The sequence below is a fragment of the Pseudomonas fluorescens genome (assembly GCF_019212185.1).
GTDB lineage: Bacteria > Pseudomonadota > Gammaproteobacteria > Pseudomonadales > Pseudomonadaceae > Aquipseudomonas.
In genome coordinates this window covers 5,918,837-5,939,485 of record NZ_CP078138.1, presented here as the reverse complement: position 1 = coordinate 5,939,485, position 20,649 = coordinate 5,918,837, and the positions used below count along the sequence as shown (strand labels likewise).

Genomic DNA, 20,649 nt, shown 5'->3' with positions numbered 1-20,649 from the left:
TCACAAGGCTTACAGGTCCAGATAGGGCGATGAATACCGTTTACGTTGATGGTGTTTACATAGGCAAGGCAAAAAATCTTGGTCAGGGTTTGATCAGCGATACCGACAAACAGCTGATTGCCAATCGACTCTGGTTGTGGCCACAGGGCCTGGGCAGCGACGAGCACGGCGATCCGCGCTTTCACACCGGGCCTGAGCGCGCACTGCACCACTACCCGGCCGAGCACTACGCCTATTGGCGCAGACGTTATCCACAGATCGATTGGTGCGCCCCGGCGTTCGGCGAAAACCTTTCGACCCACGGCCTGACCGAAGAGCATGTGTGCCTGGGCGATTTGTTTCGCTGGGGCGGCGCCTTGTTACAGGTGAGCCAGCCGCGCTCGCCGTGCTATCGCCTGAGCCATCGCTGGGGTCTGCCGATCCTGCCGCAACTGGCCCAGGACACCGGGCGCTGTGGCTGGTTCTACCGTGTGCTCAAGCCTGGCTTCGTCAGCGCCGAGCAACCTTTTGAACTGATCCAGCGCAGTTATCCCGGCCTGAGCGTGGCCGCGGCGTTGCGAAGTTTCTATCGCGAACCGCTGGAGCATGGCGGCTTGAAAAAACTGATCGATTGTCCGGCGCTGTCTTCGCGCTGGCGTGACATGGCGATCAAGCGCTTGCGCACTGGTCGTGTCGAGGACTGGTCGGCCCGCTTGCTCGGCCTGCCCCTGGAGGGCTTGAGTGCATGAACCTGTTCAATCTGCGTCGCTCGCCGCCAAGCCTCGATGACCTGGCGGCCGAGGGTTTTCAATCTGCCGCCAGCCATAGTCCTTCGCGCGAGTATCTGATGACGAGTGTCGAGCACGCTGCGCAAGTCTTTATTCGTGGCCAGGGTTCCTGGCTGTGGGACAGCGACGACCGCGCCTATCTGGATTTCACTCAGGGTGGGGGCGCCAATAGCCTCGGTCACAGCCCGACGGTTTTGGTCAAAGCTCTGGCGGGGCAGGCTCAGGCCTTGATCAATCCGGGCTGCGGACTGCTCAACCGCAGTCAGTTGAACCTGGCCGAGCGCTTGTGCACCAGCACTGGCAGCGATCAGGTTTATCTGCTCAACACCGGCAGTGAAGCCTGCGAAGCAGCGATGCGCCTGGCGCGTAAATGGGGCCAGTTGCATCGTGGCGGTGCCTCGCGAATCATTACCGCCTGTGGTAGCCGTCACGCTAAACACCTGCCGGCCTCTGACTGCGTGCCCTTCAATGACTTGCCGGCGCTGCATGCGGCGGTGGACGCGCAAACGGTGGCGATCATGCTGGAGCCGATCCAGACCGCCGCTGGTGTCGTGCCCGCTACCGAGCATTACCTCAAGGGTGTCGAGCGTTTGTGTCGTGAGTTGGGGATCCTGTTGATTCTTGACGAAGTACAGACGGGTGTCGGCCGTTGCGGGCATGTCCTGGCTGAGCAGTATTACGGGGTGCGAGCTGACATCGTAGCCCTGGGCAACGGCCTCGGTGGCGGCGTGCCGGTCGCGGCCTTGCTGGCCCGTGGCAATGCCTGTTGTTTCGAACCAGGCGATCTGGATGGCGGCCCTCACGGCAACGCCCTGATGGCCGTGGCGGGCGTGGCAGTGCTCGACAGCGTGCTCGATCACGGCTTCGTCGAACACCTGCGCGACAGTGCCCAGCACCTGCGCGAAGGCCTGAGTCGCCTGGCTAATCGTTATGGGCATGGCGAACTGCGTGGTCAGGGGCTGCTCTGGGGCCTGACCCTCAGCGATGACTGCGCCGAAGCGGTGGTCAAGGCGGCGTTGTTCGAGGGCTTGCTGATCAGCGCCCCGACCGCCGATTGCCTGCGCTTCACCCCGGCCCTGAGTGTGAGCAAGGGCAACATCGACGAAATGCTCCTGCGCCTGGCGCGGGCCTTTTCCCGGGTGCGTACCGCGCAACTGCAATGCCGCAAAGGCATCGCCGTCTGAGTCGATCGCGCTCCCGAATTCCCGAACCGTCTCGCGGTTTAACGCAACGCCCCATGCCTGATCCCTTTGGTATGGGGCGTTTTTTTTGTGCGGCTTTCTCCAGGCTTTGTAGGCGCGAGCTTGCTTGCGAGAAATCCGAGGGCGCCGTGTATGTTTCGCGATACTACTGTTTGAATCGCACCACGGAACCCCGGCGAGCGCCATTGGTCGATTAGTTGTGTGGCTGATCGCAGCCCACCTGACCAAGGAGCCGCTCTATGGATTTCATTCGCATCATCATCGCCATTCTGTTGCCGCCACTGGGCGTGTTTCTGCAAGTGGGATTTGGCGGCGCGTTCTGGTTGAACATTCTGCTGACCCTGTGCGGCTACATCCCGGGTATCGTCCACGCGGTGTACATCATCGCCAAACGCTGAACCTATGGATCGCAGCGCCAACCCGCGCTGCGATCAATCTTTGCCGCGCTGCATCACCTCGCGATAAAACAGCCACTCCTGCTCCAGCGCATGGGCCTGGTTGCTGGCCTTGCGAAAGCCGTGACGCTCATCCGCGTAGTAGTGGGCCTGGGCCGCGATGCCATTGTCCTGCAGGGCCTTGAGCATGTCGCGGGTCTGTTGCGGCACGACCACGGCGTCTAGTTCACCCTGAAAGAAAATCACCGGCACCCGAATATTTCCGGCGTGCAGCAGCGGCGTGCGGGCGGCGTAGCGTTTGGCGTCGACCTGTGGGTCGCCGATCAGCCAGTCCAGGTAATCGCCCTCGAATTTGTGAGTTGCGCGCCCCAGCGCCACCGGATCACTGACCCCGTAGAGGCTGGCGCCGGCACTGAAAACCTGGTGAAAGGCCAGGGCGCACAGGGTGGTGTAGCCTCCGGCACTGCCACCGCGAATGAACGCCTGCTCGCCATCGATCAAGCCCTGTCCGGCGAGGTAGCTGACCACCGCGCAGGCGTCTTCGACATCCACCTCACCCCAGCGCAAATGCAACGCCTGCCGATACGCCCGGCCGTAGCCACTGCTACCGCGATAGTTGAGGTCGGCCACGGCGAACCCGCGCTGTGCCCAATACTGGATACGCGGATCGAGCATCGGATAGCAGGCCGAGGTCGGTCCGCCATGGATGAATACCACCAGCGGCGGTTTCGTTGCGCCGCCCATGGCCGGATAAAAGAACCCGTGGGCTTCACCCTCGCCGCTGGGATAGCGCAGGGTTTGCGGGTGGCTGATCTGCTCGGCGGGCAGTAACGCAACGCCGCCAGCCAGCACCTTGACCTGATGACTGCGCCGGTCGATGGCGACCACCGCCGAAGGGCTGACCGGCGACGCGGCGATGGCGTAGATGTGTTGCTCATCCAGCGCCAGGTTGCGAAAGCGGCTGAAGCGCCCGGTGTAGTCGTCGAGCTGCTCGCCATCGCGGATACCCAGGCGGCCAAAGCCTTCAAGGGTCCAACTCGCCAGGTAGTGCTCTGGTCCCAGCGCCAGCCAACTGCTGCCCCCCAGTTGCCAGGGCGCCGGCGCGTGGTCCGCCGCGCTGCTGGTGAGCGGCTGCAAACCTGATTCAGTCTCGACCCACGGTTGCCAGAAGCCGTCCCGGTCGGTCAGGCAATACAGGCGCCCGGCGGCATCGAAGCGCGGTTGTTGCAGCGACTCCTCGAACGTTGCGCCGGCCACGCAGCGCGGTGCGGCGAAGTCGCCAGCGGCATTGCGTTCGGCGAGCATCAAGCGTGTCGCGGTCCAAGGCTGGTGTGGACGGCTCCACTCGATCCAGGCCAGTTGTCGAGCGTCGGCACTCAAGGTCGGTGCGGCGTAAAAATCAGCGCCTTCTGCCAACAGGTGGCGTTGCCCTCCTTGCAGGTCGATGGCCACCAGCCGGTGCTGTTTGCCCTGTTCCTCGACGGCCAAGACCTGGCCGTTGCTGTATTGCAGATCGCCGTAGCGACAGTCACCGCAGGTCAGCGCGTTCGGAGCTTCACCGGCCAGGGATTGGCAATACAGTTGCTGGTCGGTCTCGTTGACGAACACCACGCCGCCATCGCTCAGGCAGAACGAACCGCCGCCGTACTCATAGACCCGACTGCGCACGCTGAACCCGGTGGGTGTCAGGCAAACGGCGCGGCCATTCTGCCAGTGCCAGATTCGGCAGGCCGCGTCTTCGGGGCGGTATTCGTTCCAGAACACGCCCTGGCTGCCGACCCGCAAGTCGGCAAAATCGACACCGGCGGACACGGCTTGCAGGGCGCTCAAGGCGTCAGCCTTTAACGATGAGGCGAGAGTTTCGTTCATTGCGAAAGGCCAGTTGCTCGATGGTCTGGGTGGCGTGCTCGGCTTCTTCGCGGGCCTTGAGGATCACGCCGTGCTGAGGGGATTTGCTGCACACCGGATCGGCATTGCTGGCATCGCCGGTGAGCATGAACGCCTGGCAGCGGCAGCCGCCGAAGTCTTTTTCCTTCTCATCGCAGGAGCGGCAGGGTTCCGGCATCCAGTCGTATCCACGGAAGCGGTTGAAGCCGAACGAGTCGTACCAGATGTGCTGCATGCTGTGTTCGCGCACGTTGGGAAATTGCACTGGCAACTGTCGGGCGCCATGACAAGGCAGGGCGGTGCCGTCTGGAGTCACGGTCAGAAAAATACTGCCCCAACCATTCATGCAGGCCTTGGGGCGTTCTTCGTAGTAATCCGGGGTGACGAAAATCAGCTTGCAGGGATGGCCCTCGGCCTCGAGTTTCGCCCGGTATTCATTGGTGATCCGTTCGGCCCGTACCAGTTGTTCGCGGGTTGGCAGCAGGCCCACGCGGTTGAGCTGGGCCCAGCCGTAGAACTGGCAGGTGGCGAGTTCGACGAAGTCCGCTTCGAGTGCGATGCACAGCTCGATGATGCGGTCGATCTTGTCGATGTTGTGCCGGTGGGTGACGAAGTTCAGCACCATCGGATAGCCGTGGGCTTTCACCGCGCGGGCCATTTCCAGCTTCTGCGCGAAGGCTTTTTTCGAGCCGGCGAGGAGGTTGTTCACCTGCTCGTCGCTGGCCTGGAAACTGATCTGAATGTGGTCGAGACCAGCCTTCTTGAAGTCGCTGATTTTTTGTTCGGTGAGGCCAATGCCGGAGGTGATCAGGTTGGTGTAGAAGCCCAGCTTGCGTGCCTCGCCGATCAGTTCGGCGAGGTCGTGGCGCACCAGCGGCTCGCCGCCGGAAAAGCCCAGTTGGGCGGCGCCCATCTCCCGCGCTTCGCGAAACACCTTGAGCCATTGCTCGGTGGTCAGCTCTTTGCCCTGCTCGGCGAAGTCCAGCGGGTTGGAGCAGTAAGGGCATTGCAAGGGGCAGCGGTAGGTCAGCTCGGCGAGCAGCCACAACGGCAGGCCGATCTCGGGCTTGGCCGGCAGGGCCGATGGCTCAGCCGAGTTCGATCCAGTGCTGTGCACGGGCGACCTCCATGAATTGCTCGATGTCCTCGCCGAGCTCCGGCACACCGGGGAACTGCTGGTCGAGTTCCGCAATGATCGCGGCGACATCACGCTGGCCGTCGATCAGCCCACCAATCAGCGCAGCGCTGTCGTTGAGTTTGATCATGCCTTCGGGGTACAGCAGCACGTGGCCTTTTTGCGCCGGCTCGTACTGGAAGCGGTAGCCAGGACGCCAGGTCGGGGTTTTGCTGCGGTCGAAACTCATAGGGCGATCCCTTTATGCCAGACCCGTTGTCCGGTCACGCTGTGATACGGCGGGCGATTCAGTTCGTAGGCCATGCTCATGGCATCGAGCATGCTCCAAAGTATGTCCAGTTTGAATTGAAGAATTTCCAGCATGCGCTGCTGGCCTTCGTAAGTGGTGTAGTGCTGCAGGGTAATCGCCAGCCCATGCTCGACATCGCGCCGCGCCTGGCCCAGGCGCGTACGGAAATACTCATAGCCGGCCGGGTCGATCCACGGGTAGTGCTGTGGCCAGCTGTCGAGGCGCGATTGGTGGATCTGCGGGGCGAACAGTTCGGTCAGTGAGCTGCTGGCGGCTTCCTGCCAATTGGCGCGGCGGGCGAAGTTGACGTAAGCGTCCACGGCGAAACGCACCCCGGGCAACACCAGTTCCTGGGAGCGCAGTTGGTCCGGGTCGAGCCCGACGGCCTGGCCCAGGCGCAACCAGGCTTCGATGCCGCCGTCCTCGCCGGGGGCGCCATCGTGGTCGAGCAGGCGCTGAATCCATTCGCGGCGGATTTCGCGGTCCGGGCAATTGGCGAGGATCGCCGCGTCCTTCAGGGGGATGTTCACCTGATAGTAGAAGCGGTTGGCGACCCAGCCCTGGATCTGCTCGCGGGTGGCCCGGCCTTCATACATCGCCACGTGGTACGGGTGGTGGATGTGGTAATAGGCGCCCTTGGCACGCAGGGCGGCTTCGAAATCTGCGGGGGATAGGGGGAGGTTGGTCATTGCGGGGCTCCGGGGTATGGCCGGTGGATTCTGGGTGTCTGGTCGGGCGCCCGTGATAGGGCTATCCGCTACAACTCGATACTCATGCCGTCATACGCCACTTCGACATTGCGCCGCACCAGCTCCGCGCGCTCGGGCGAATCCTCGTCAAGGATCGGGTTGGTGTTGTTGATGTGGATCAGCACCTTGCGCTGGCGAGGCAATTGTTCGAGCACTTCGAGCATGCCGCCCGGGCCGTTCTGCGCCAGATGGCCCATCTCCCGACCGGTGCGGGTGCCGACGCCGCGACGCTGCATTTCGTCGTCGTCCCACAGGGTGCCGTCTACCAGCAGGCAATTGCTGTCGCTCATGATCTCCAGCAAGGGACCGTCGACTTTGCCCAGGCCCGGGGCGTAGAACAATTTACCGCCGGTGCGCAGGTCCTCGACGATCAGGCCGATGTTGTCGCCCGGGTGCGGGTCGCAGCGGTGCGGGGAGTACGGCGGCGCGGCACTGCGCAGGGGCAGCGGGGTGAAACGCAGATTCGGGCAGGCCGGGATGCTGAAGCTCTGGTCCAGCTCGATGCGGTTCCAGTTCAAACCGCCATTCCAGTGGCTGAGCATGGTGAACAGCGGGAAGCCGCTGCTCAGGTCTTCATGGACCATGTCGGTGCACCAGACCTGATGCGGGCACCCTTCGCGCAGCATCAGCAGGCCGGTGGTGTGGTCGATCTGGCTGTCCATCAGGATGATCGCGCCGATTCCGGTATCACGCAGGGCGCGGCCGGGCTGCATCGGCGCAAAACCCTGGAGTTGCGCGCGGATATCCGGAGAGGCGTTGCACAGGACCCAGTTCAGGCCATCATCGGAAATCGCGATGGACGATTGGCTGCGCGCCTGTGCCCGCAAGCTGCCGTCGCGAAAGCCGGCGCAGTTGGCGCAGTTGCAGTTCCATTGGGGGAAGCCGCCGCCAGCCGCGGAGCCGAGGATCTGGATAAACATGGGTGCTCCAAGACATCAACGCTAAAAATGAAAACGCCCCGGGTTGGCCGAGGCGTGATACCGCATGTTCTACCCGAAGGCAGGATCAACGGCTGGCGAAGTACATGGTGACTTCAAAGCCGATACGCAGATCGGTGTAAGCAGGTTTTGACCAAGTCATGAGAAAGCTCCTTCAAGCGGGTAGTACGACTGAACCTATACATATAGTCCACCTCCAGCGGGAGATGTTCAGATGCTTAGGTGCCTATCTTACTGAAACGTTTCTTCTTATTGCAGTCCTCTCTTGAAGAAAAGCCGTTACACCTGCGGTAAGGATCGCGGGTTTGGTTGCCAATCCGGCGGGCAAGCCGCATTCGCCAGGCCTCTCCAGCCGCCCTCGGCCTGATTCAGGCGCCGAGCCGCGTCCAGCAGCTCACTGCGTTGCAGCTGCAAAATGGACTGATGCAGTTGCACCAGGTATTCCGACGAGTGGTTGGCCAGTTTGCCCTGCCACAGCAGCTCGAATGCCTGGGGCAATGTCAGGTTGCTGCGCTCAAGTTGTCCCGCGAGGCTCTGCAATTGATCCTGGAGCACCTGGTCAGAGAGGCTATCGATCAACTGGGGCAGGCTCTGCGAGAAGGTCAGGATGTGCTCGAGAAGATCAGTTGCGCTGACATTTGGCGACTGCACACCGAACAACAGTCCGGTTTGGCCGTTGATTTGCCGCACCCCGCTGAACACTGCGTAGCCCAGTTGCAACTCGACGCGAAGGCGCTGGTAGTAGGGCGTCTGACAGAGGTGGGCAAGCATTCGCCAGGCGGCTTCGTCAGCCAATGACTGAGTAGGTGTGGGACAAAACAGCAGGATAGCCTGCTCGGTGCCGTGGTCCGGAAACTCACTCCACAGGCGTTGTCCGTTAATCGACATCGATGAAGGCAGCTCATTGGCGGGTGTCCCGGGCACTCGAGCGAGCACGCGGGTCACCACCGTTTGCACGCTGGCGGGCAGGCCTGCCGCCAGGCCATGCCACTGTGCGCTGGCCCAGAATGAATGCAGATCATTGAGAGCGGGGGCGGCCGGGGCGTCGAGGCAAACCTGTGGCAACGCCTTGAGCAGTTGTCGAATCGCGATTAACGGGACGGGCGTCGCAGCGGCTGAGCGGGATGCTGCGTCGGGGCTTGTCAGGCGTTGGAGTGCCTGTTCGAGGATCGCCGGCAGCGGTTCGAGCCAGCCGCTAAGTTTCAGCTGCCATTGATTGCCGATTTCGCTGAACGACAACTCGACGCCCGCCTGGCGCGCGTCCTCGATCAGCGACTGCAGGCTGTGTACCAGGGTGGCATGCAACTCACCCGCAGGCGCTGCATCGAAATGCCAGCTTAGACACAGCGCGCCTTCGCCGCTGCTATCGGGCAGGGCCTGGCTGAACTGCATGGACGAACGCTCGCGGCGGCCACGGGTTCGGTCCTGGGCGAAGGTACGCAGGCCGCGGTGAGCGCTGGTCTGCCCACGAATCAGCCCGGCCGATGGTGGTTCTTCGGCGCTGCGCAGAAATCCATTGGGGGGCGGCAACTGCCATTGGCTGGCCGGGTTATCCACAGGTGCGGGATTGAGTTGCTGCACGATCGTGTTGAGCGTTGGCACCAGGTTCTCGGGCGCGAAGCTCTGCAGCGCCTGGTTGTCCAGGCGGGCGAGGGCCAGGGCGTTGCTTGATTGGCGCTTGCGCTGTTGCAGCAGGGCGTACTCTTCGCGCAACGCCGGCCAGTCCGCTTGTCGGGCAAAAAAACTCAGCCAATCGTTGAGCAGATCACGGATGCTCTCGGTGTGGTTTCGGCCAGCGTCACTGAGATCAAACTCAACGTGCAGCAAGGCTTGGCCGGTAAAGTGGTATAGCGGGTTGGCGCTCAGACTGTCGACCCATTGACGATTGCGTAATTCGGCCAGCAGGCCACCGGGCTTCGAGGCGTTGAGCCAGGTGCAGAGGAAATCCAGTGCCTGCTCGGCCCCGTCCGGCAACCCATGCAGGACGAACAGCAGATTGAGCCGGTGTCCGTCAGTCTGTTGATAATGCTGCTCGGTCGTCGTCATCAAGGCTGGAGGAGGCGTTTGCCCCTGGCGCTCACCGTTGGGGAGCGGGGCGCTGAGGCTTTGCGCCAGTTGGCGCAATTCATCCACAGGCTGAGGGCCGACCAGGCTCAGGGTCATCTGCCCGGTCTGGTAAAAGTGTCGATACCAGTGGTTCAGGGCCTGTTGGAACTGCGGCTGTTGGACCGCCAGGCTGTCCCGGTTGCCGGCGTGGAAGCCACACAGTGGATGATCCTCCGCCAATCCGGCAAACAAGGCCTGGCGTTGTTGGGCCGTGGCATCCCGCGACCAGGCGATAAATTCCGCCTCCAGCACTTCTCGCTCACGCAGTTGATCTTCGGGGTCGAGGCGGGCGTGTGCCAGCATGTCGCACAAACGCTCCAGTCCGCCGGCAAAGGTCTGCGGCGGTAACTCGAAGAAGTAGTCGGTGTGGCGATCGTTGGTCCGCGCGTTCAATTGGCCACCGTGACGTTGCACGTAAGCCATCAACCCGTCAGCGGCGGGGAAGCGTTCAGTCCCGAGAAACAACAGGTGCTCAAGAAAATGCGCCAGCCCTGGCCAGGCCGAGGGTGCATCGTGGCTGCCGGCAGCGACACGCAAGACTGCGGCGCAGCGTTGCAAGCCGGGGGCGTGACGAAGCGATACCCGCAAGCCATTGGCCAGGGTTTCGCTATGGGGGAGAAGGTGGATCGGCGCAGGCATGAGCACTTCCGCAACTGGGTAAGTGCTCATGCTAGCGAAAAGCCCGGGTCAGTGCTTGTCCGGCTCGCCGTACAGCTCGGGACGCCGGTCGAGGAAATAGCGGTTTTCGGAGCGTGATTTGACCATCAACGGCCGATCGAGGGTGCCAACGATCAGGGCTTCATCCAGTCCGGCCTGGGCGATGCGGCTGCCATCCGGAGCGGCAATGCTGCTTTGACCGCAGTAGTGAATTTGCTCCTCACTGCCGCAGTAATTGGCATAGGCCACGTAGCATTGATTCTCGTAGGCCCGCGAGCGCACGGTGACGTCGGCGATGAAGTCAAAGGGCGTCATGTTGGCGGTCGGTACCAGGATCAGCTCGGCTCCGGCCAGGGCCAGGCGCCGGGCATTTTCCGGGAACTCGAGGTCGTAGCAGATCAGGAAGCCGAGCTTCCAGCCGTTGAGCTGGACAATCGGCAACTGATCCTGCCCGGCGCTGAACATCGACTGATCGAGGTCGCCAAACAGGTGCGTCTTGCGGTAGTTGCACAGGCGCTCGCCTTTCGCGTCGATCAGTTGCACGGCGTTGTAGATCTGCCCGTCCTCGGCACGTTCGGGATAGCCATAGACAATGGCCATCCCGGCAGCCTTGGCGATGCTGGCGATCTGCTGTGCGGAATCGCCGTTGCTGACCTCCGCCAATGCACCCACCGCTTCGGCGCCGATGTTGTAGCCGGTCAGGAACATTTCCGGCAACACCAGCAAATCGGCGCCGCTGGCTTCATTGGCAACCTGCTTCAAGCGTCGCAGATTGCCGGCGACGTCGAGCGGCAGCGGCGGGCATTGGTAAAGGGCTACGCGCATTTCGGACTCCTCTTACTCGGGCAGTGCAATCGGACCGATCTCGTTGAATACATCACCCGGTCCCGGGTTCTCGGCATGGGTCTGCCCGCCAAAGTGGTTCATGATGCCCCACACCGCGTTGAGCGAGGTCTGTACCGCGCCTTCGACCCAGGCCGGGGTCCAGGATACGTCGTCGCCGGCAATAAAAATCCCGCGCTGTTCGGCCGGCATGTCCTGCTGCATGAAGTGCGCATACATCCGCTGGTTGTAGCGGTAGTGGCCCGGCAGCGCGCCTTTGAATGCACCGAGGAAATGCGGATCGGCTTCCCAGGACACGGTAATCGGGTCGCCGATGATCCGCGCGGCGATGTCGACTTTCGGGTAGATCTTCTTCAGGGCATCCAGCGCCAGTTTCACCCGCTTGTCGATCGGTTGCGGGAGCATTTTCAGGGCATCGCTCATCCATGAGTACGACAGGCAGATGACGCCAGGCTTGTCGTCACCATTGTCGAACAGATAGGTGCCACGGGTCAGGCGATCGGTGAGGGTCATGCTCATCAGGTCGCGGCCGGTTTCCGGGTCTTTGTCTTTCCAGAACGGCCGGTCGACCATGACGAAGGTCTTCGACGATTGCATGTAGCGGGTGCGGTCCAGGGCCATCCACATCTTTTGCGAGAACAGCGATTCTTCACACTCGATCTGGGTGGTCAGCAGCCAGCTCTGGCAGGTGGTCAGCACAGCCGCGTATTCGCGGGTGTCACCCCAGTTATCGGTGACACTGAAGCGGCCATCGGCGGCGCGGGCGATGCGCTTGACCCCGGTGCGTGGCGCGCCGTTGTGCAGCGAACTGAGGCTGGTGCCTTCCGGCCAGTGGGCGCAGCGCTGCGGCACATGGCGCCAGATGCCCAGCGGCACCTGCTCGACGCCGCCGACCACCAGATGCTGGTGGTCATCGCAGTTGGTCATTACCACCCGGAAGATTTCCAGCATCGAGTTGGGGAAGTCCGAGTCCCAGCCGCCGGTGCCGAAGCCTACCTGACCGAACACTTCGCGGTGATGGAACGACAGCTTGGCGAACGCTTTTGAGGTGGCGACGAAGTCGTAGAAGGTGCGGTCGTCCCACAGCGGCACCAGGGTGTTCCACAGCTCCTTGAGGCGCGGTACGTCGCGGTCGCGGATCGCCTGCTGGATCTCGCCAAAGCGCGAGCCGTCCTCCAGGGCATCGGCCCACGCGTCGGCGACTTCCTGGAACAGCGCTGGCAGATCGGCAAGCTTCTGCGCGTAGTGGGTCTGACCTTCGAGGTCGATCACCGTGCTGCCGGACGCCGGGGTCAGTGGGTTGGGGAACGGCTTGGTTTGCAAACCGAGTTTGTCGACGTAGTGGTAGAAGGCGGTGGACGACACCGGGAAACGCATGCCACCGAGTTCGGCGACGATGCCTTCGGTCCCTTCAAACGCCTGGGAGCGCAGACGCCCGCCCATTTTCGAGGCTTCGTAGACGACCGGTTTCAAGCCTAGTTTCATCAGCTCGTACGCGGCCACCAGGCCCGCGATTCCGGCACCGACAATCGCCACTTCGGCGCCATGGTTGTGCGCAGGGATGCTGCCCAGGCCGGCCGGGTGTTCGATCCAGTCGTCGAAGGCGAAGGGAAAGTCCGGGCCGAAGATGGTGATCGGTTTCTTACCGTCTGCAGGATGGCGATTGTTCTTGTTCATGGCTGACCTTGCTGGCGACTCGCACGGGAGGCTGAGTATAGGAAAAGACTGTCGCCATTCTAGGGAGCGTAGCGCACGTTAATAAGACGCAAAGTGTCGTCGTTTTGCATATCTGTGATGCATTTTGACGAAGATTTTGGTCAGATTGGTTGTGCGCGATCGATCTTGCTGCTGAGGATGATCGACGTGGTGGTCTTCTCGACGCCGTCGACACTGCCAATCTGGTCGAGCAACTGGTCGAGTTGCTCGGGCGAGTCAGTGCGCAGCCAGGCCACGTAATCGAATTCGCCACTCACCGCACAGAGTTGCTGGACCTGAGCCATGCTGCTTAGGCGTCGCAGCACTTCCTTGCCGGAACGGGGCTGCACGGTGATGCCGACGTAAGCCTGCAACCCGCCGTCGACGACCCGTTGGCCGAGACGAACGCCATAACCGGTGATCACCTTGGCTTTTTCCAGGCGTGCCAGCCGTGAGGTCACCGTGGTGCGGGCGATGCCCAATTGCCGGGCGAGCATGGCCACGCTTTCGCGCGCGTTGATTTGCAGGGCGGCAATCAGTTGGCGGTCGATCTCATCGAGCGCAGGCGGGCGTGGGACAGGCAAGGTGTTCTCCGACACGGGTAGCGATGGACGAGCATGGTACATGCCTGCCCCGGCAGCGTCATGGCGGGTCTGTCGGCGGTTTCAGCCAAGCAGCGTGTGCAGCGCCTGCAAGTCGATTTTCGGAATGATGGTGGTTGGAATACGCGAGTTCTGCGACAGGTTGTACACCGCAAAGCGCTCGCCCATGACTTTCTTCTTCATCAATTTCAGCGAAGGCAGTATGCGCGTGGGGTAGTGCTGGTCGAGACCGCAAGGGGAGAGCACCGAGCCGGGTTTTTCATAGAAACGCCCGCTGGACTGGTCAAGGTCGACGCCCACCAGGATGACCTTGTCGAAGCCCAGGTGATAGGTCAGTTGCAGCGCCAGGTAGGCGACAGTGCGGGCATCGTAGAAGCCTTGGCTGAGGTTCTTGCTGAAACCGATGCTTTTCGCCCGGTGCCCGAGCAAAGACTGACTCTGCACCAGGTTCTTGTTGCTCCTGAAAAAGTAGTCGAGCCAAGTCTGTTTCGGTGCGCGCTTGAGGGTATACAGCTGGCCTTTGGGCCGCGCGTTGGTGCGCCGAGCGAACTCCGCCCACAGCGCGACCCGCTGGCTGATGCGCATCGCGTGCTCGAAAAACTCAGGTTGCTGGCTGGGAAAGCTCATGTCGGTACAGATGTAGAAGTACGGCTTGATATCCGTGCCACTGAACAGCGAAATCGCCCCGTTCATGGTAATCATCGGGACGTGGGCGAAGTCTTCCAGCGGGAAGTCTTTGGCCGAGTTGCCGGACGCAATAATGAACACCGCACCGGACTCGGTGTTGCGACACTCGTTGAAATCACGCGCATGACTCAATCTGGAGTCAACGAATGGCTGTACCTGAACTGCATCCATGTTCGGTGTCCGATAGTTGTACGGCTGGCTGATCGTGGTTGTTTTTGTTTCCTGAAAGCTGATGTGTTGCGGTGTGGGCTGTGCCCGAATCTAACAAAACATTGCAGATGCGACCAACCCTAACGTGCACGAATGGTCGGGCGGTCGCAAATTTGGGAAAAAGTTGCTGGTGTCTACTCGGCGTCGAGCCCCGATCGACTGATCTGATATCGGGTGCTGCGCCCGCCAGCGGGTAACCGTATGAGGCACTGCTTCTGCAAAAGTTCGCTCAAATGACCGGTGGCGGTGGTTTTCGAAACGTTGGCCACGGCTTGGTATTGCGCCGCGCTGATACCTTCTTTAAACCTTTCTCACGATCATCCAGAAGTCGATTGAGCACCTTGACCTGCTCGGAGCGCGCGCTGGTGCGACCCGCTTCAACAATACCCAGGCGTCTGGCCAGCGAGGTGATGATGTTCGGCAGCATGGCATCCAGACTGCTCTGCTCCTCGGAATCGCGCCCGACTGCGTCGAGCATGCCCAGCTAACGCCCCTGGGAGCAGTTGCGCAGCAAAACCGTGAGCCGATTATTTCGGTTATTTGGCTCACTGTCTGATTTCGGCGTCGATTCGGATCTCCAGGCTGTTGCGAGGAACTGCTCGTGGACCTCCAGTTTCATTTCGAGCAGACACGAAAAAGCCGCGCAATGCGCGGCTTTTTCAAAGGTGGTGGGCCCACACGGACTTGAACCGTGGACCAAAGGATTATGAGTCCTCTGCTCTAACCAACTGAGCTATAGGCCCTCAGTAGGCCGCGGATTATAACGGTGGTTTCTCGGCTGTGCTATCCGAAAAGTCGGAAACTGCGATACGAAGAAAGGTCGCGGCGAATTCGTCGGCGGGCAGGGGCAGGCTGACGATGTAGCCCTGGATCTGTTCGCAGCCTTCGCCGGCGAGGAATTGCTGCTGGGACTGGGTTTCGACGCCTTCGGCGATGATGGTGAATTGCATGCTGCGTCCCAGGGCAATGATTGCACGGACGATCGCCACGTCGTGGGTGTCGTCCGGCAGGCCGCGGACGAATGACTGGTCGATTTTCAGGTAATCCAGGGGCAGGCGTTTGAGGTAGCTGAGGGAGGAATAGCCGGTGCCGAAGTCGTCGATAGCGATTTGCACGCCCAGGCGTTTGAGTTGATGCAGGACCTCGAGGGCTTCTTCGGCCTGGCTCATGATGAAGTTTTCGGTGATCTCCAATTGCAGCAGGTCGGGCTTGAGCCGGTATTCCTTGAGCAGTTGTTCGATGCGCCCGAGCAGGGTGGGTTGGCGTAGCTGGGCGCCGGCCAGGTTGACCGATAACGAGCCGAAGCCTTCATAGCGCTTGTTCCACTCGTGCATCTGCAGGCAGGCCTGTTCCAGCACCCAATCGCCTATCTGCAGAATCATGCCGTTTTCTTCGGCGAGGGAGATGAAGTGCTCGGGTGGCACGTCGCCAAAGGTCGGGTGACGCCAGCGGATCAGGGCTTCGGCGCCTACCAGGCGTGGGTGGTGCAGGCTGATCTTGGGTTGGTAGTACAGCGACAGCTCGTTGCGTTCAATGGCGCGGCGCAGTTCATGCTCCAGGGCAATGCGCTCGCTGGCCTGTGCGGTGAGGTCGCGGGTGTAGCTTTCGACTCGGTTGCGGCCCTTGGCCTTGGAACGGTACATGGCGGCGTCGGCATTCTTCACCAGAGTGGCGACGTCGTTGCCGTCCTTGGGATAGAGGCTGGTGCCGATGCTGGCACTGATAAAGAATTCGTGTTCGCCGGCCTGGAATGGAGCACCGAAGCAATTCAGTAGCTTGTTGGCAATGTGTTCGGCGTCACTGGATTGCTGCAGGCCGGGTAACAGGATGATGAATTCGTCACCGCCAAGGCGTGCCACGGTATCGATATCGCGCAGCTGTTCCTTGAGGCGCACGGCGATGCCTTTCAACAGAAGGTCGCCGACCGGGTGTCCGAGGCTGTCGTTGATGTGTTTGAAGCGGTCCAGGTCGAGGAACAGCACGGCGCCCTGGCCGCCCTGTTCGCGCTGATTGTTGAGGGCCGTCAGCAAGCGGCTTTCGAACAGCGTGCGGTTGGGCAGGCCGGTCAATGGATCGTGGTGGGCCTGGTAGTCGAGTTTTGCCTGGGCGTGCTTGAGGCTGGAAATATCAGCGAACACCGCGACGAAGTGGGTAATGAAGCGGTCCTTGTTGCGCACGGCGCTGATGGTCAGCCAGCTGGGGTACAGCTCGCCGTTCTTGCGCCGATTGGAGATTTCGCCTTGCCAATGGCCCTCGGCGGTCAGTTGGTGCCACATGGCTGCATAGAAGGCGCTGTCGTGCAGGCCGGAGGCCAACAACCGTGGTGTATGGCCGAGGGCCTCGGTTTCGCTATAGCCGGTAATTTCAGTGAATGCGCGGTTAACGGCACTGATGTGCTGTTGGGTGTCGGTAATCAGCACGCCCTCGGCGGTGCTTTCGAATACGGTCGCTGCCTGCTGCAGTTTTTCCTGCATCAAATGCCGCTCGGTGATGTCGCGGGCGATGGTCAGCATGCATTCTTCATCGCCAATGGGCAGTGGCCGGCTGGACATTTCGCAGAGGCGGATACGGCCGTCGTTGCGGCGGATATGGCAGCTGAAGTCGCGGACAAAGCCGTCACGCTTGAGCAGGTCAAGCATCTGCCGGCGCTCGTTGAGATTGACCCAGATCCCCAGGTCCAGGGTCGAGCGATCGAGCGACATGGCGCTATTGAAGCCGGTGATGCGGCTGAAACCCTCGTTGACCTCGATCAGCAGGCCATCACTGACCCGTGATAGCAACAGGCCGTCTGGCGAAGCGTGGAACGCCTTGGCGAACTTCTCTTCCGAGGTTTGCAGCTGTTTCTGGGTTTCCTTGAGTTGGGTGATGTCGCGGACCACCACGACCAGTGCCGGGGTGGTGTCGAGCTCGAAAGGTTCGGCGGAGATCAGTCCGGTGAACACCTGGCCATTGCTGCGCCGAAAGGGCATCTCGAGGTTGCGGATGGGGCCGGCCTGTAACCGTTGCAGCAGCCCGGGACCGACGCCGGGGATGCCCCAGATGTTCAGGTCGGTGGCAGTCTGGCCGATCACCTGCGCGGCGCTCAGGCCGATTTGCTCCTCGAATGCCTCGTTGACCTCCAGCAGGCAGCCATCGGACAGGCGCGCAATCACCAGAATGTCCGGGCACTGTTGAAAGACCGAGGCGAACTTCTGTTCGGAAAGGCGCAAGGCCTCCTCGGTGTGCTTGGCTTCGCTGATGTCGATCATCAGTCCGCGCATCACCGGCTCGTGACCGTGCTCGATCAGGCTGACAATGTCGCGCACCCAGAGGCAGCGGCCATCGGCTGTGATGACCCGGTAATCGAGGCTATGGTCGCGTCCGGCAAGGACTTCAAGTTCGCAGTAGGTCTGGGCGCGGGTGAGGTCGGCAGGGTGAATGATGTTGCGCCAGAATCCCGGAATCAGCCAGTGCGATAGGGGATAGCCGAGCAGGTCTTCAGCATGAGGCGAGACGTAGCTGTAGGTGAAGTCATTGATGTTGGCTTCCCAGGCAATCGCCGACAAGCTTTCGACCAGACCGCGATAGTGGTATTCGCTGCTGCGCAGTTCCTGCTCGAGCGCGACCCGGCGCGAAATTTCCGAGCTCAGGCGCCGGTTGATGCGGATGACCACGGCGAGCACACCAACCAGCAATAGTATTCCGGGCAGGCCGTAGACCAACAAATCTGACCAGAACGTGCGGTGATCCAGCACGTTGCCGACCCAATGCTCCTGGATGGCGCTGATTTCGCCCGGGCTCATGTCGGCCAGCACCTTGTCGAGGATGCTCACCAGCAGCTTGTTGTCCTTGGGCACGGCCATTGCCAGTTGGTAGCGATAGGGCGTTTCGCCACTGACGTAGAGGCCTTCAAGCTTGAGTTGGCGCAGGCTCCAGACGCTGGAGGCCAGGTCGCCCACTACCGCATCGACCTCATCGGTGGCCAGTGACTGCAAGGCAGAACTGACGTTGGGCATCGGTACCAGGTTGAGGTCGGGGTGCTGGGTGCGTAGCAGTTCGTGGGGGGCGTAGTTCTCCACCACGGCAATCTTCAGGCCGTAAAGATCCTCGATGGTGCGCGGCTGGGCGCCTCCGACGTGGGCCAGGATCACGATCGGGAAATCCAGGTAGGGCCGTGTGAACGACAGGTAGTTCTGGCGCTCAGGAGTCGACATGATGCCGGGCAACAGGTCGAGTTTGCCGTGTTTGACCTGGTCCAGTACTTCGGTCCAGCTGACCGGTTCGACCGGTGTGACCCTGACAGCCAGACGGTCGCGCACGATGTTGATGTAGTCGGCTGCCAACCCCTGGTAGCGGCCCTGTTCGTCGCGAAACTCAAAGGGTGGCCACGACGCATCGACACCCAGGCGCAGTTCGGGGTGAGCCGCAAGCCAGCCACGTTCCTCATCAGTCAGAGTCAGCGCGTCAGCCGTTGCGGTCCAGGTCATCAGCGACAGTAATAGCGCGGCCGGGAGTCTGGGCATAACGGTCTCGTTATGGCTCGGGGAGAATGTTTCGAGTGTAGACGGGCTGCGGAGCGGGAGCGATAGCGGGGGGATTTAATCTGCATAAAGCAAAACCCCCGGCAGGGCCGGGGGTTTTGTGATCACTCGTCGAGGAAGGAGCGCAGGTGCTCGCTTCTCGTCGGGTGGCGCAGCTTGCGCAATGCCTTGGCTTCGATCTGACGAATCCGTTCACGGGTAACGTCGAACTGTTTACCAACCTCTTCAAGGGTGTGGTCGGTATTCATGTCGATGCCGAAGCGCATGCGCAGGACCTTGGCTTCACGAGCAGTGAGGCCGGACAGTACTTCGCGAGTCGCTTCTTTCAGGCTCTCAACGGTGGCGACATCGATTGGCGACTGCATGGTCGAGTCTTCGATGAAGTCGCCCAGATGGGAGTCTTCGTCATCACCGATTGGGGTTTCCATGGAGATCGGCTCTTTGGCGATCTTCAATACCTTGCGGATCTTGTCCTCAGGCATTTCCATGCGTTCGCCCAGCTCTTCCGGAGTCGGTTCGCGACCCATTTCCTGCAGCATCTGGCGGGAAATACGGTTGAGCTTGTTGATCGTCTCGATCATGTGCACCGGAATACGGATGGTGCGGGCCTGGTCGGCGATCGAGCGAGTGATCGCCTGACGGATCCACCAGGTGGCATAAGTCGAGAATTTGTAGCCGCGACGGTATTCGAACTTGTCTACCGCTTTCATCAAACCGATGTTGCCTTCCTGGATCAGATCGAGGAATTGCAGACCGCGGTTGGTGTACTTCTTGGCGATGGAGATCACCAGACGCAAGTTCGCTTCAACCATCTCTTTCTTCGCGCGGCGGGCCTTGGCCTCACCGATCGACATGCGACGGTTGATATCCTTGATCTCGGCAATCGTCAGGCCGGTTTCGGCTTCGAGAGCGGTCAGCTTCTGCTGGCAGCGAACGATATCGGGCTGCAGGCGAGCAATGGCTTCGGCGTATTTGCTTTTGCCTTTGGCCAGGGCGTCGGTCCAGCTTTCGTCAATTTCGTTGCCCGGGAACTGGCGCAGGAAATCCGCACGCGGCATGCGCGCATCACGAACGCAGAGCTGCATGATTGCGCGCTCTTGCTGGCGCAAGCGATCCAGGGCGCTGCGAACGCGCTCGACCAGGCCTTCGAATTGCTTCGGAACCAGCTTGATCGGCATGAACAGCTCAGCCAGCACCAACAATTCAGCCAGGGCTGCCTTGTTATGACGGCCGTGCTTCTTCAGTGCCTTGCGAGTGATTTCCATCTGCTCGGCCACGGCGCCAAAACGCTGCGCGGCGATGACCGGATCGGGACCGCTTTCGGCCTCTTCTTCGTCGTCACTGGCTTCAGCGTCATCGTCCTCGGAGTCGTCGTCAGCCTTGGCAGCTTTCGAGTCGACAGGCGGTGGCACTTCGGCGGCAGGTGGCGCGATGCCGTCGTCCGGGTCGATATAACCGCTCAGGACGTCGGACAGGCGACCGCCTTCGCTGGTGACGCGAGTGTATTCGGCGAGAATGTGGTCAACCGTGCCAGGGAAGTGCGCAATTGCGCTCATCACTTCACGGATGCCTTCTTCGATACGCTTGGCGATTTCGATTTCGCCTTCACGTGTCAGAAGCTCTACGGTGCCCATTTCACGCATGTACATGCGCACGGGGTCGGTAGTGCGACCAATGTCGGTCTCGACGGCTGCCAACGCTGCAGCCGCTTCTTCAGCGGCCGCCTCGTCGGTGTCGGCGTCGGCCAGCATAAGGGCATCCTTATCTGGCGCAACCTCGAATACGTTGATCCCCATGTCGTTGATCATGCGGATGATGTCTTCCACCTGCTCTGGATCTGAAATATCCTCAGGCAGGTGGTCGTTGACCTCTGCGTAAGTCAGGTAGCCCTGCTCACGACCCAGAAGGATCAACTCTTTGATACGAGACTGCTGTTGCGCTTTTCCGGACATAACACCCTATCCACT

The 20,649-nt window shown here is 61.2% G+C and carries 16 protein-coding genes, 1 tRNA gene and 1 pseudogene; 3 read left to right on the top strand and 15 right to left on the bottom strand.

The window, feature by feature from the left end:
- Nucleotides 1-29 precede the first annotated feature (29 nt).
- The 3 genes from KW062_RS26840 to KW062_RS26830 all read left to right on the top strand — a co-directional run bounded on the left by KW062_RS26840 (nucleotide 30) and on the right by KW062_RS26830 (nucleotide 2,367).
- Nucleotides 30-728, top strand: coding sequence for an MOSC domain-containing protein (locus KW062_RS26840; RefSeq protein WP_027617143.1), 699 nt, complete (start codon nucleotides 30-32; stop codon nucleotides 726-728).
- Nucleotides 725-1,951 carry an aspartate aminotransferase family protein gene (locus tag KW062_RS26835; protein ID WP_105755174.1) on the top strand — a complete coding sequence of 409 codons (1,227 nt, stop codon included), beginning with the start codon at nucleotides 725-727 and terminating at the stop codon, nucleotides 1,949-1,951. The genes KW062_RS26840 and KW062_RS26835 overlap by 4 nt, the downstream gene beginning before the upstream one ends.
- Before the next feature lie 257 nt (nucleotides 1,952-2,208).
- Nucleotides 2,209-2,367 carry a YqaE/Pmp3 family membrane protein gene (locus KW062_RS26830; protein ID WP_003228885.1) on the top strand — a complete coding sequence of 53 codons (159 nt, stop codon included), beginning with the start codon at nucleotides 2,209-2,211 and terminating at the stop codon, nucleotides 2,365-2,367.
- Between the two features lie 33 nt (nucleotides 2,368-2,400).
- Here KW062_RS26830 and KW062_RS26825 read toward each other — a convergent pair whose 3' ends face one another.
- The 15 genes and pseudogenes from KW062_RS26825 to rpoD all read right to left on the bottom strand — a co-directional run bounded on the left by KW062_RS26825 (nucleotide 2,401) and on the right by rpoD (nucleotide 20,634).
- The gene (locus tag KW062_RS26825; protein ID WP_027617145.1) at nucleotides 2,401-4,233 is read right to left on the bottom strand and encodes a S9 family peptidase; all 1,833 of its coding nucleotides are present in this window, start codon (nucleotides 4,231-4,233) and stop codon (nucleotides 2,401-2,403) included.
- A complete protein-coding gene (gene pqqE, locus KW062_RS26820; protein WP_105755173.1) occupies nucleotides 4,199-5,368 on the bottom strand; it encodes a pyrroloquinoline quinone biosynthesis protein PqqE in 1,170 nt (389 codons plus the stop codon). Before pqqE ends, KW062_RS26825 begins: the two co-directional genes overlap by 35 nt.
- Nucleotides 5,340-5,615 carry a pyrroloquinoline quinone biosynthesis peptide chaperone PqqD gene (gene pqqD, locus KW062_RS26815; RefSeq protein WP_027617147.1) on the bottom strand — a complete coding sequence of 92 codons (276 nt, stop codon included), beginning with the start codon at nucleotides 5,613-5,615 and terminating at the stop codon, nucleotides 5,340-5,342. Before pqqD ends, pqqE begins: the two co-directional genes overlap by 29 nt.
- A complete protein-coding gene (gene pqqC / locus KW062_RS26810; RefSeq protein ID WP_027617148.1) occupies nucleotides 5,612-6,364 on the bottom strand; it encodes a pyrroloquinoline-quinone synthase PqqC in 753 nt (250 codons plus the stop codon). Before pqqC ends, pqqD begins: the two co-directional genes overlap by 4 nt.
- Nucleotides 6,365-6,432: 68 nt before the next feature.
- Nucleotides 6,433-7,344, bottom strand: a complete 912-nt coding sequence (gene pqqB, locus KW062_RS26805; RefSeq protein ID WP_105755172.1) for a pyrroloquinoline quinone biosynthesis protein PqqB — start codon at nucleotides 7,342-7,344, stop codon at nucleotides 6,433-6,435.
- 85 nt (nucleotides 7,345-7,429) lie between these two features.
- On the bottom strand, nucleotides 7,430-7,504 hold the full coding sequence (pqqA, locus tag KW062_RS26800; RefSeq protein WP_003194766.1) for a pyrroloquinoline quinone precursor peptide PqqA: 75 nt from the start codon (nucleotides 7,502-7,504) through the stop codon (nucleotides 7,430-7,432).
- A 137-nt stretch (nucleotides 7,505-7,641) separates the two neighbouring features.
- Entirely contained in the window at nucleotides 7,642-10,107 is a 2,466-nt protein-coding gene (gene pqqF / locus KW062_RS26795) for a pyrroloquinoline quinone biosynthesis protein PqqF (RefSeq protein WP_105755171.1), read from the bottom strand.
- Nucleotides 10,108-10,155: 48 nt separating this feature from the next.
- Entirely contained in the window at nucleotides 10,156-10,950 is a 795-nt protein-coding gene (locus KW062_RS26790) for a carbon-nitrogen hydrolase family protein (RefSeq protein ID WP_105755170.1), read from the bottom strand.
- Between the two features lie 12 nt (nucleotides 10,951-10,962).
- A complete protein-coding gene (locus KW062_RS26785; RefSeq protein WP_027617152.1) occupies nucleotides 10,963-12,645 on the bottom strand; it encodes a flavin monoamine oxidase family protein in 1,683 nt (560 codons plus the stop codon).
- 140 nt (nucleotides 12,646-12,785) lie between these two features.
- Complete coding sequence (locus KW062_RS26780; RefSeq protein ID WP_027617153.1) at nucleotides 12,786-13,247, bottom strand: Lrp/AsnC family transcriptional regulator; 462 nt, start codon at nucleotides 13,245-13,247, stop codon at nucleotides 12,786-12,788.
- A gap of 81 nt (nucleotides 13,248-13,328) precedes the next feature.
- The gene (locus KW062_RS26775; RefSeq protein ID WP_105755169.1) at nucleotides 13,329-14,123 is read right to left on the bottom strand and encodes a lipopolysaccharide biosynthesis protein; all 795 of its coding nucleotides are present in this window, start codon (nucleotides 14,121-14,123) and stop codon (nucleotides 13,329-13,331) included.
- A gap of 173 nt (nucleotides 14,124-14,296) precedes the next feature.
- Nucleotides 14,297-14,517, bottom strand: a pseudogene (locus tag KW062_RS26770) (DUF4172 domain-containing protein); the annotation flags it as partial.
- 311 nt (nucleotides 14,518-14,828) lie between these two features.
- Nucleotides 14,829-14,905, bottom strand: a tRNA-Ile gene (locus KW062_RS26765).
- A gap of 15 nt (nucleotides 14,906-14,920) precedes the next feature.
- The gene (locus KW062_RS26760) at nucleotides 14,921-18,664 is read right to left on the bottom strand and encodes an EAL domain-containing protein (RefSeq protein ID WP_027617156.1); all 3,744 of its coding nucleotides are present in this window, start codon (nucleotides 18,662-18,664) and stop codon (nucleotides 14,921-14,923) included.
- Nucleotides 18,665-18,786: 122 nt separating this feature from the next.
- Entirely contained in the window at nucleotides 18,787-20,634 is a 1,848-nt protein-coding gene (gene rpoD / locus KW062_RS26755; RefSeq protein ID WP_027617157.1) for an RNA polymerase sigma factor RpoD, read from the bottom strand.
- Nucleotides 20,635-20,649: the final 15 nt, after the last annotated feature.

What these genes read in the sequence shown, in the direction of transcription:
- pqqF (WP_105755171.1), bottom strand. Translation starts at nt 10,107, where the DNA reads ATGCCTGCGCCGATCCACCTTCTCCCCCATAGCGAAACCCTGGCCAAT.
- rpoD (WP_027617157.1), bottom strand. Translation starts at nt 20,634, where the DNA reads ATGTCCGGAAAAGCGCAACAGCAGTCTCGTATCAAAGAGTTGATCCTT.
- KW062_RS26760 (WP_027617156.1), bottom strand. Translation starts at nt 18,664, where the DNA reads ATGCCCAGACTCCCGGCCGCGCTATTACTGTCGCTGATGACCTGGACC.
- KW062_RS26830 (WP_003228885.1), top strand. Translation starts at nt 2,209, where the DNA reads ATGGATTTCATTCGCATCATCATCGCCATTCTGTTGCCGCCACTGGGC.
- KW062_RS26825 (WP_027617145.1), bottom strand. Translation starts at nt 4,233, where the DNA reads ATGAACGAAACTCTCGCCTCATCGTTAAAGGCTGACGCCTTGAGCGCC.
- KW062_RS26790 (WP_105755170.1), bottom strand. Translation starts at nt 10,950, where the DNA reads ATGCGCGTAGCCCTTTACCAATGCCCGCCGCTGCCGCTCGACGTCGCC.
- KW062_RS26835 (WP_105755174.1), top strand. Translation starts at nt 725, where the DNA reads ATGAACCTGTTCAATCTGCGTCGCTCGCCGCCAAGCCTCGATGACCTG.
- KW062_RS26775 (WP_105755169.1), bottom strand. Translation starts at nt 14,123, where the DNA reads ATGGATGCAGTTCAGGTACAGCCATTCGTTGACTCCAGATTGAGTCAT.
- pqqD (WP_027617147.1), bottom strand. Translation starts at nt 5,615, where the DNA reads ATGAGTTTCGACCGCAGCAAAACCCCGACCTGGCGTCCTGGCTACCGC.
- pqqB (WP_105755172.1), bottom strand. Translation starts at nt 7,344, where the DNA reads ATGTTTATCCAGATCCTCGGCTCCGCGGCTGGCGGCGGCTTCCCCCAA.
- KW062_RS26840 (WP_027617143.1), top strand. Translation starts at nt 30, where the DNA reads ATGAATACCGTTTACGTTGATGGTGTTTACATAGGCAAGGCAAAAAAT.
- KW062_RS26785 (WP_027617152.1), bottom strand. Translation starts at nt 12,645, where the DNA reads ATGAACAAGAACAATCGCCATCCTGCAGACGGTAAGAAACCGATCACC.
- pqqC (WP_027617148.1), bottom strand. Translation starts at nt 6,364, where the DNA reads ATGACCAACCTCCCCCTATCCCCCGCAGATTTCGAAGCCGCCCTGCGT.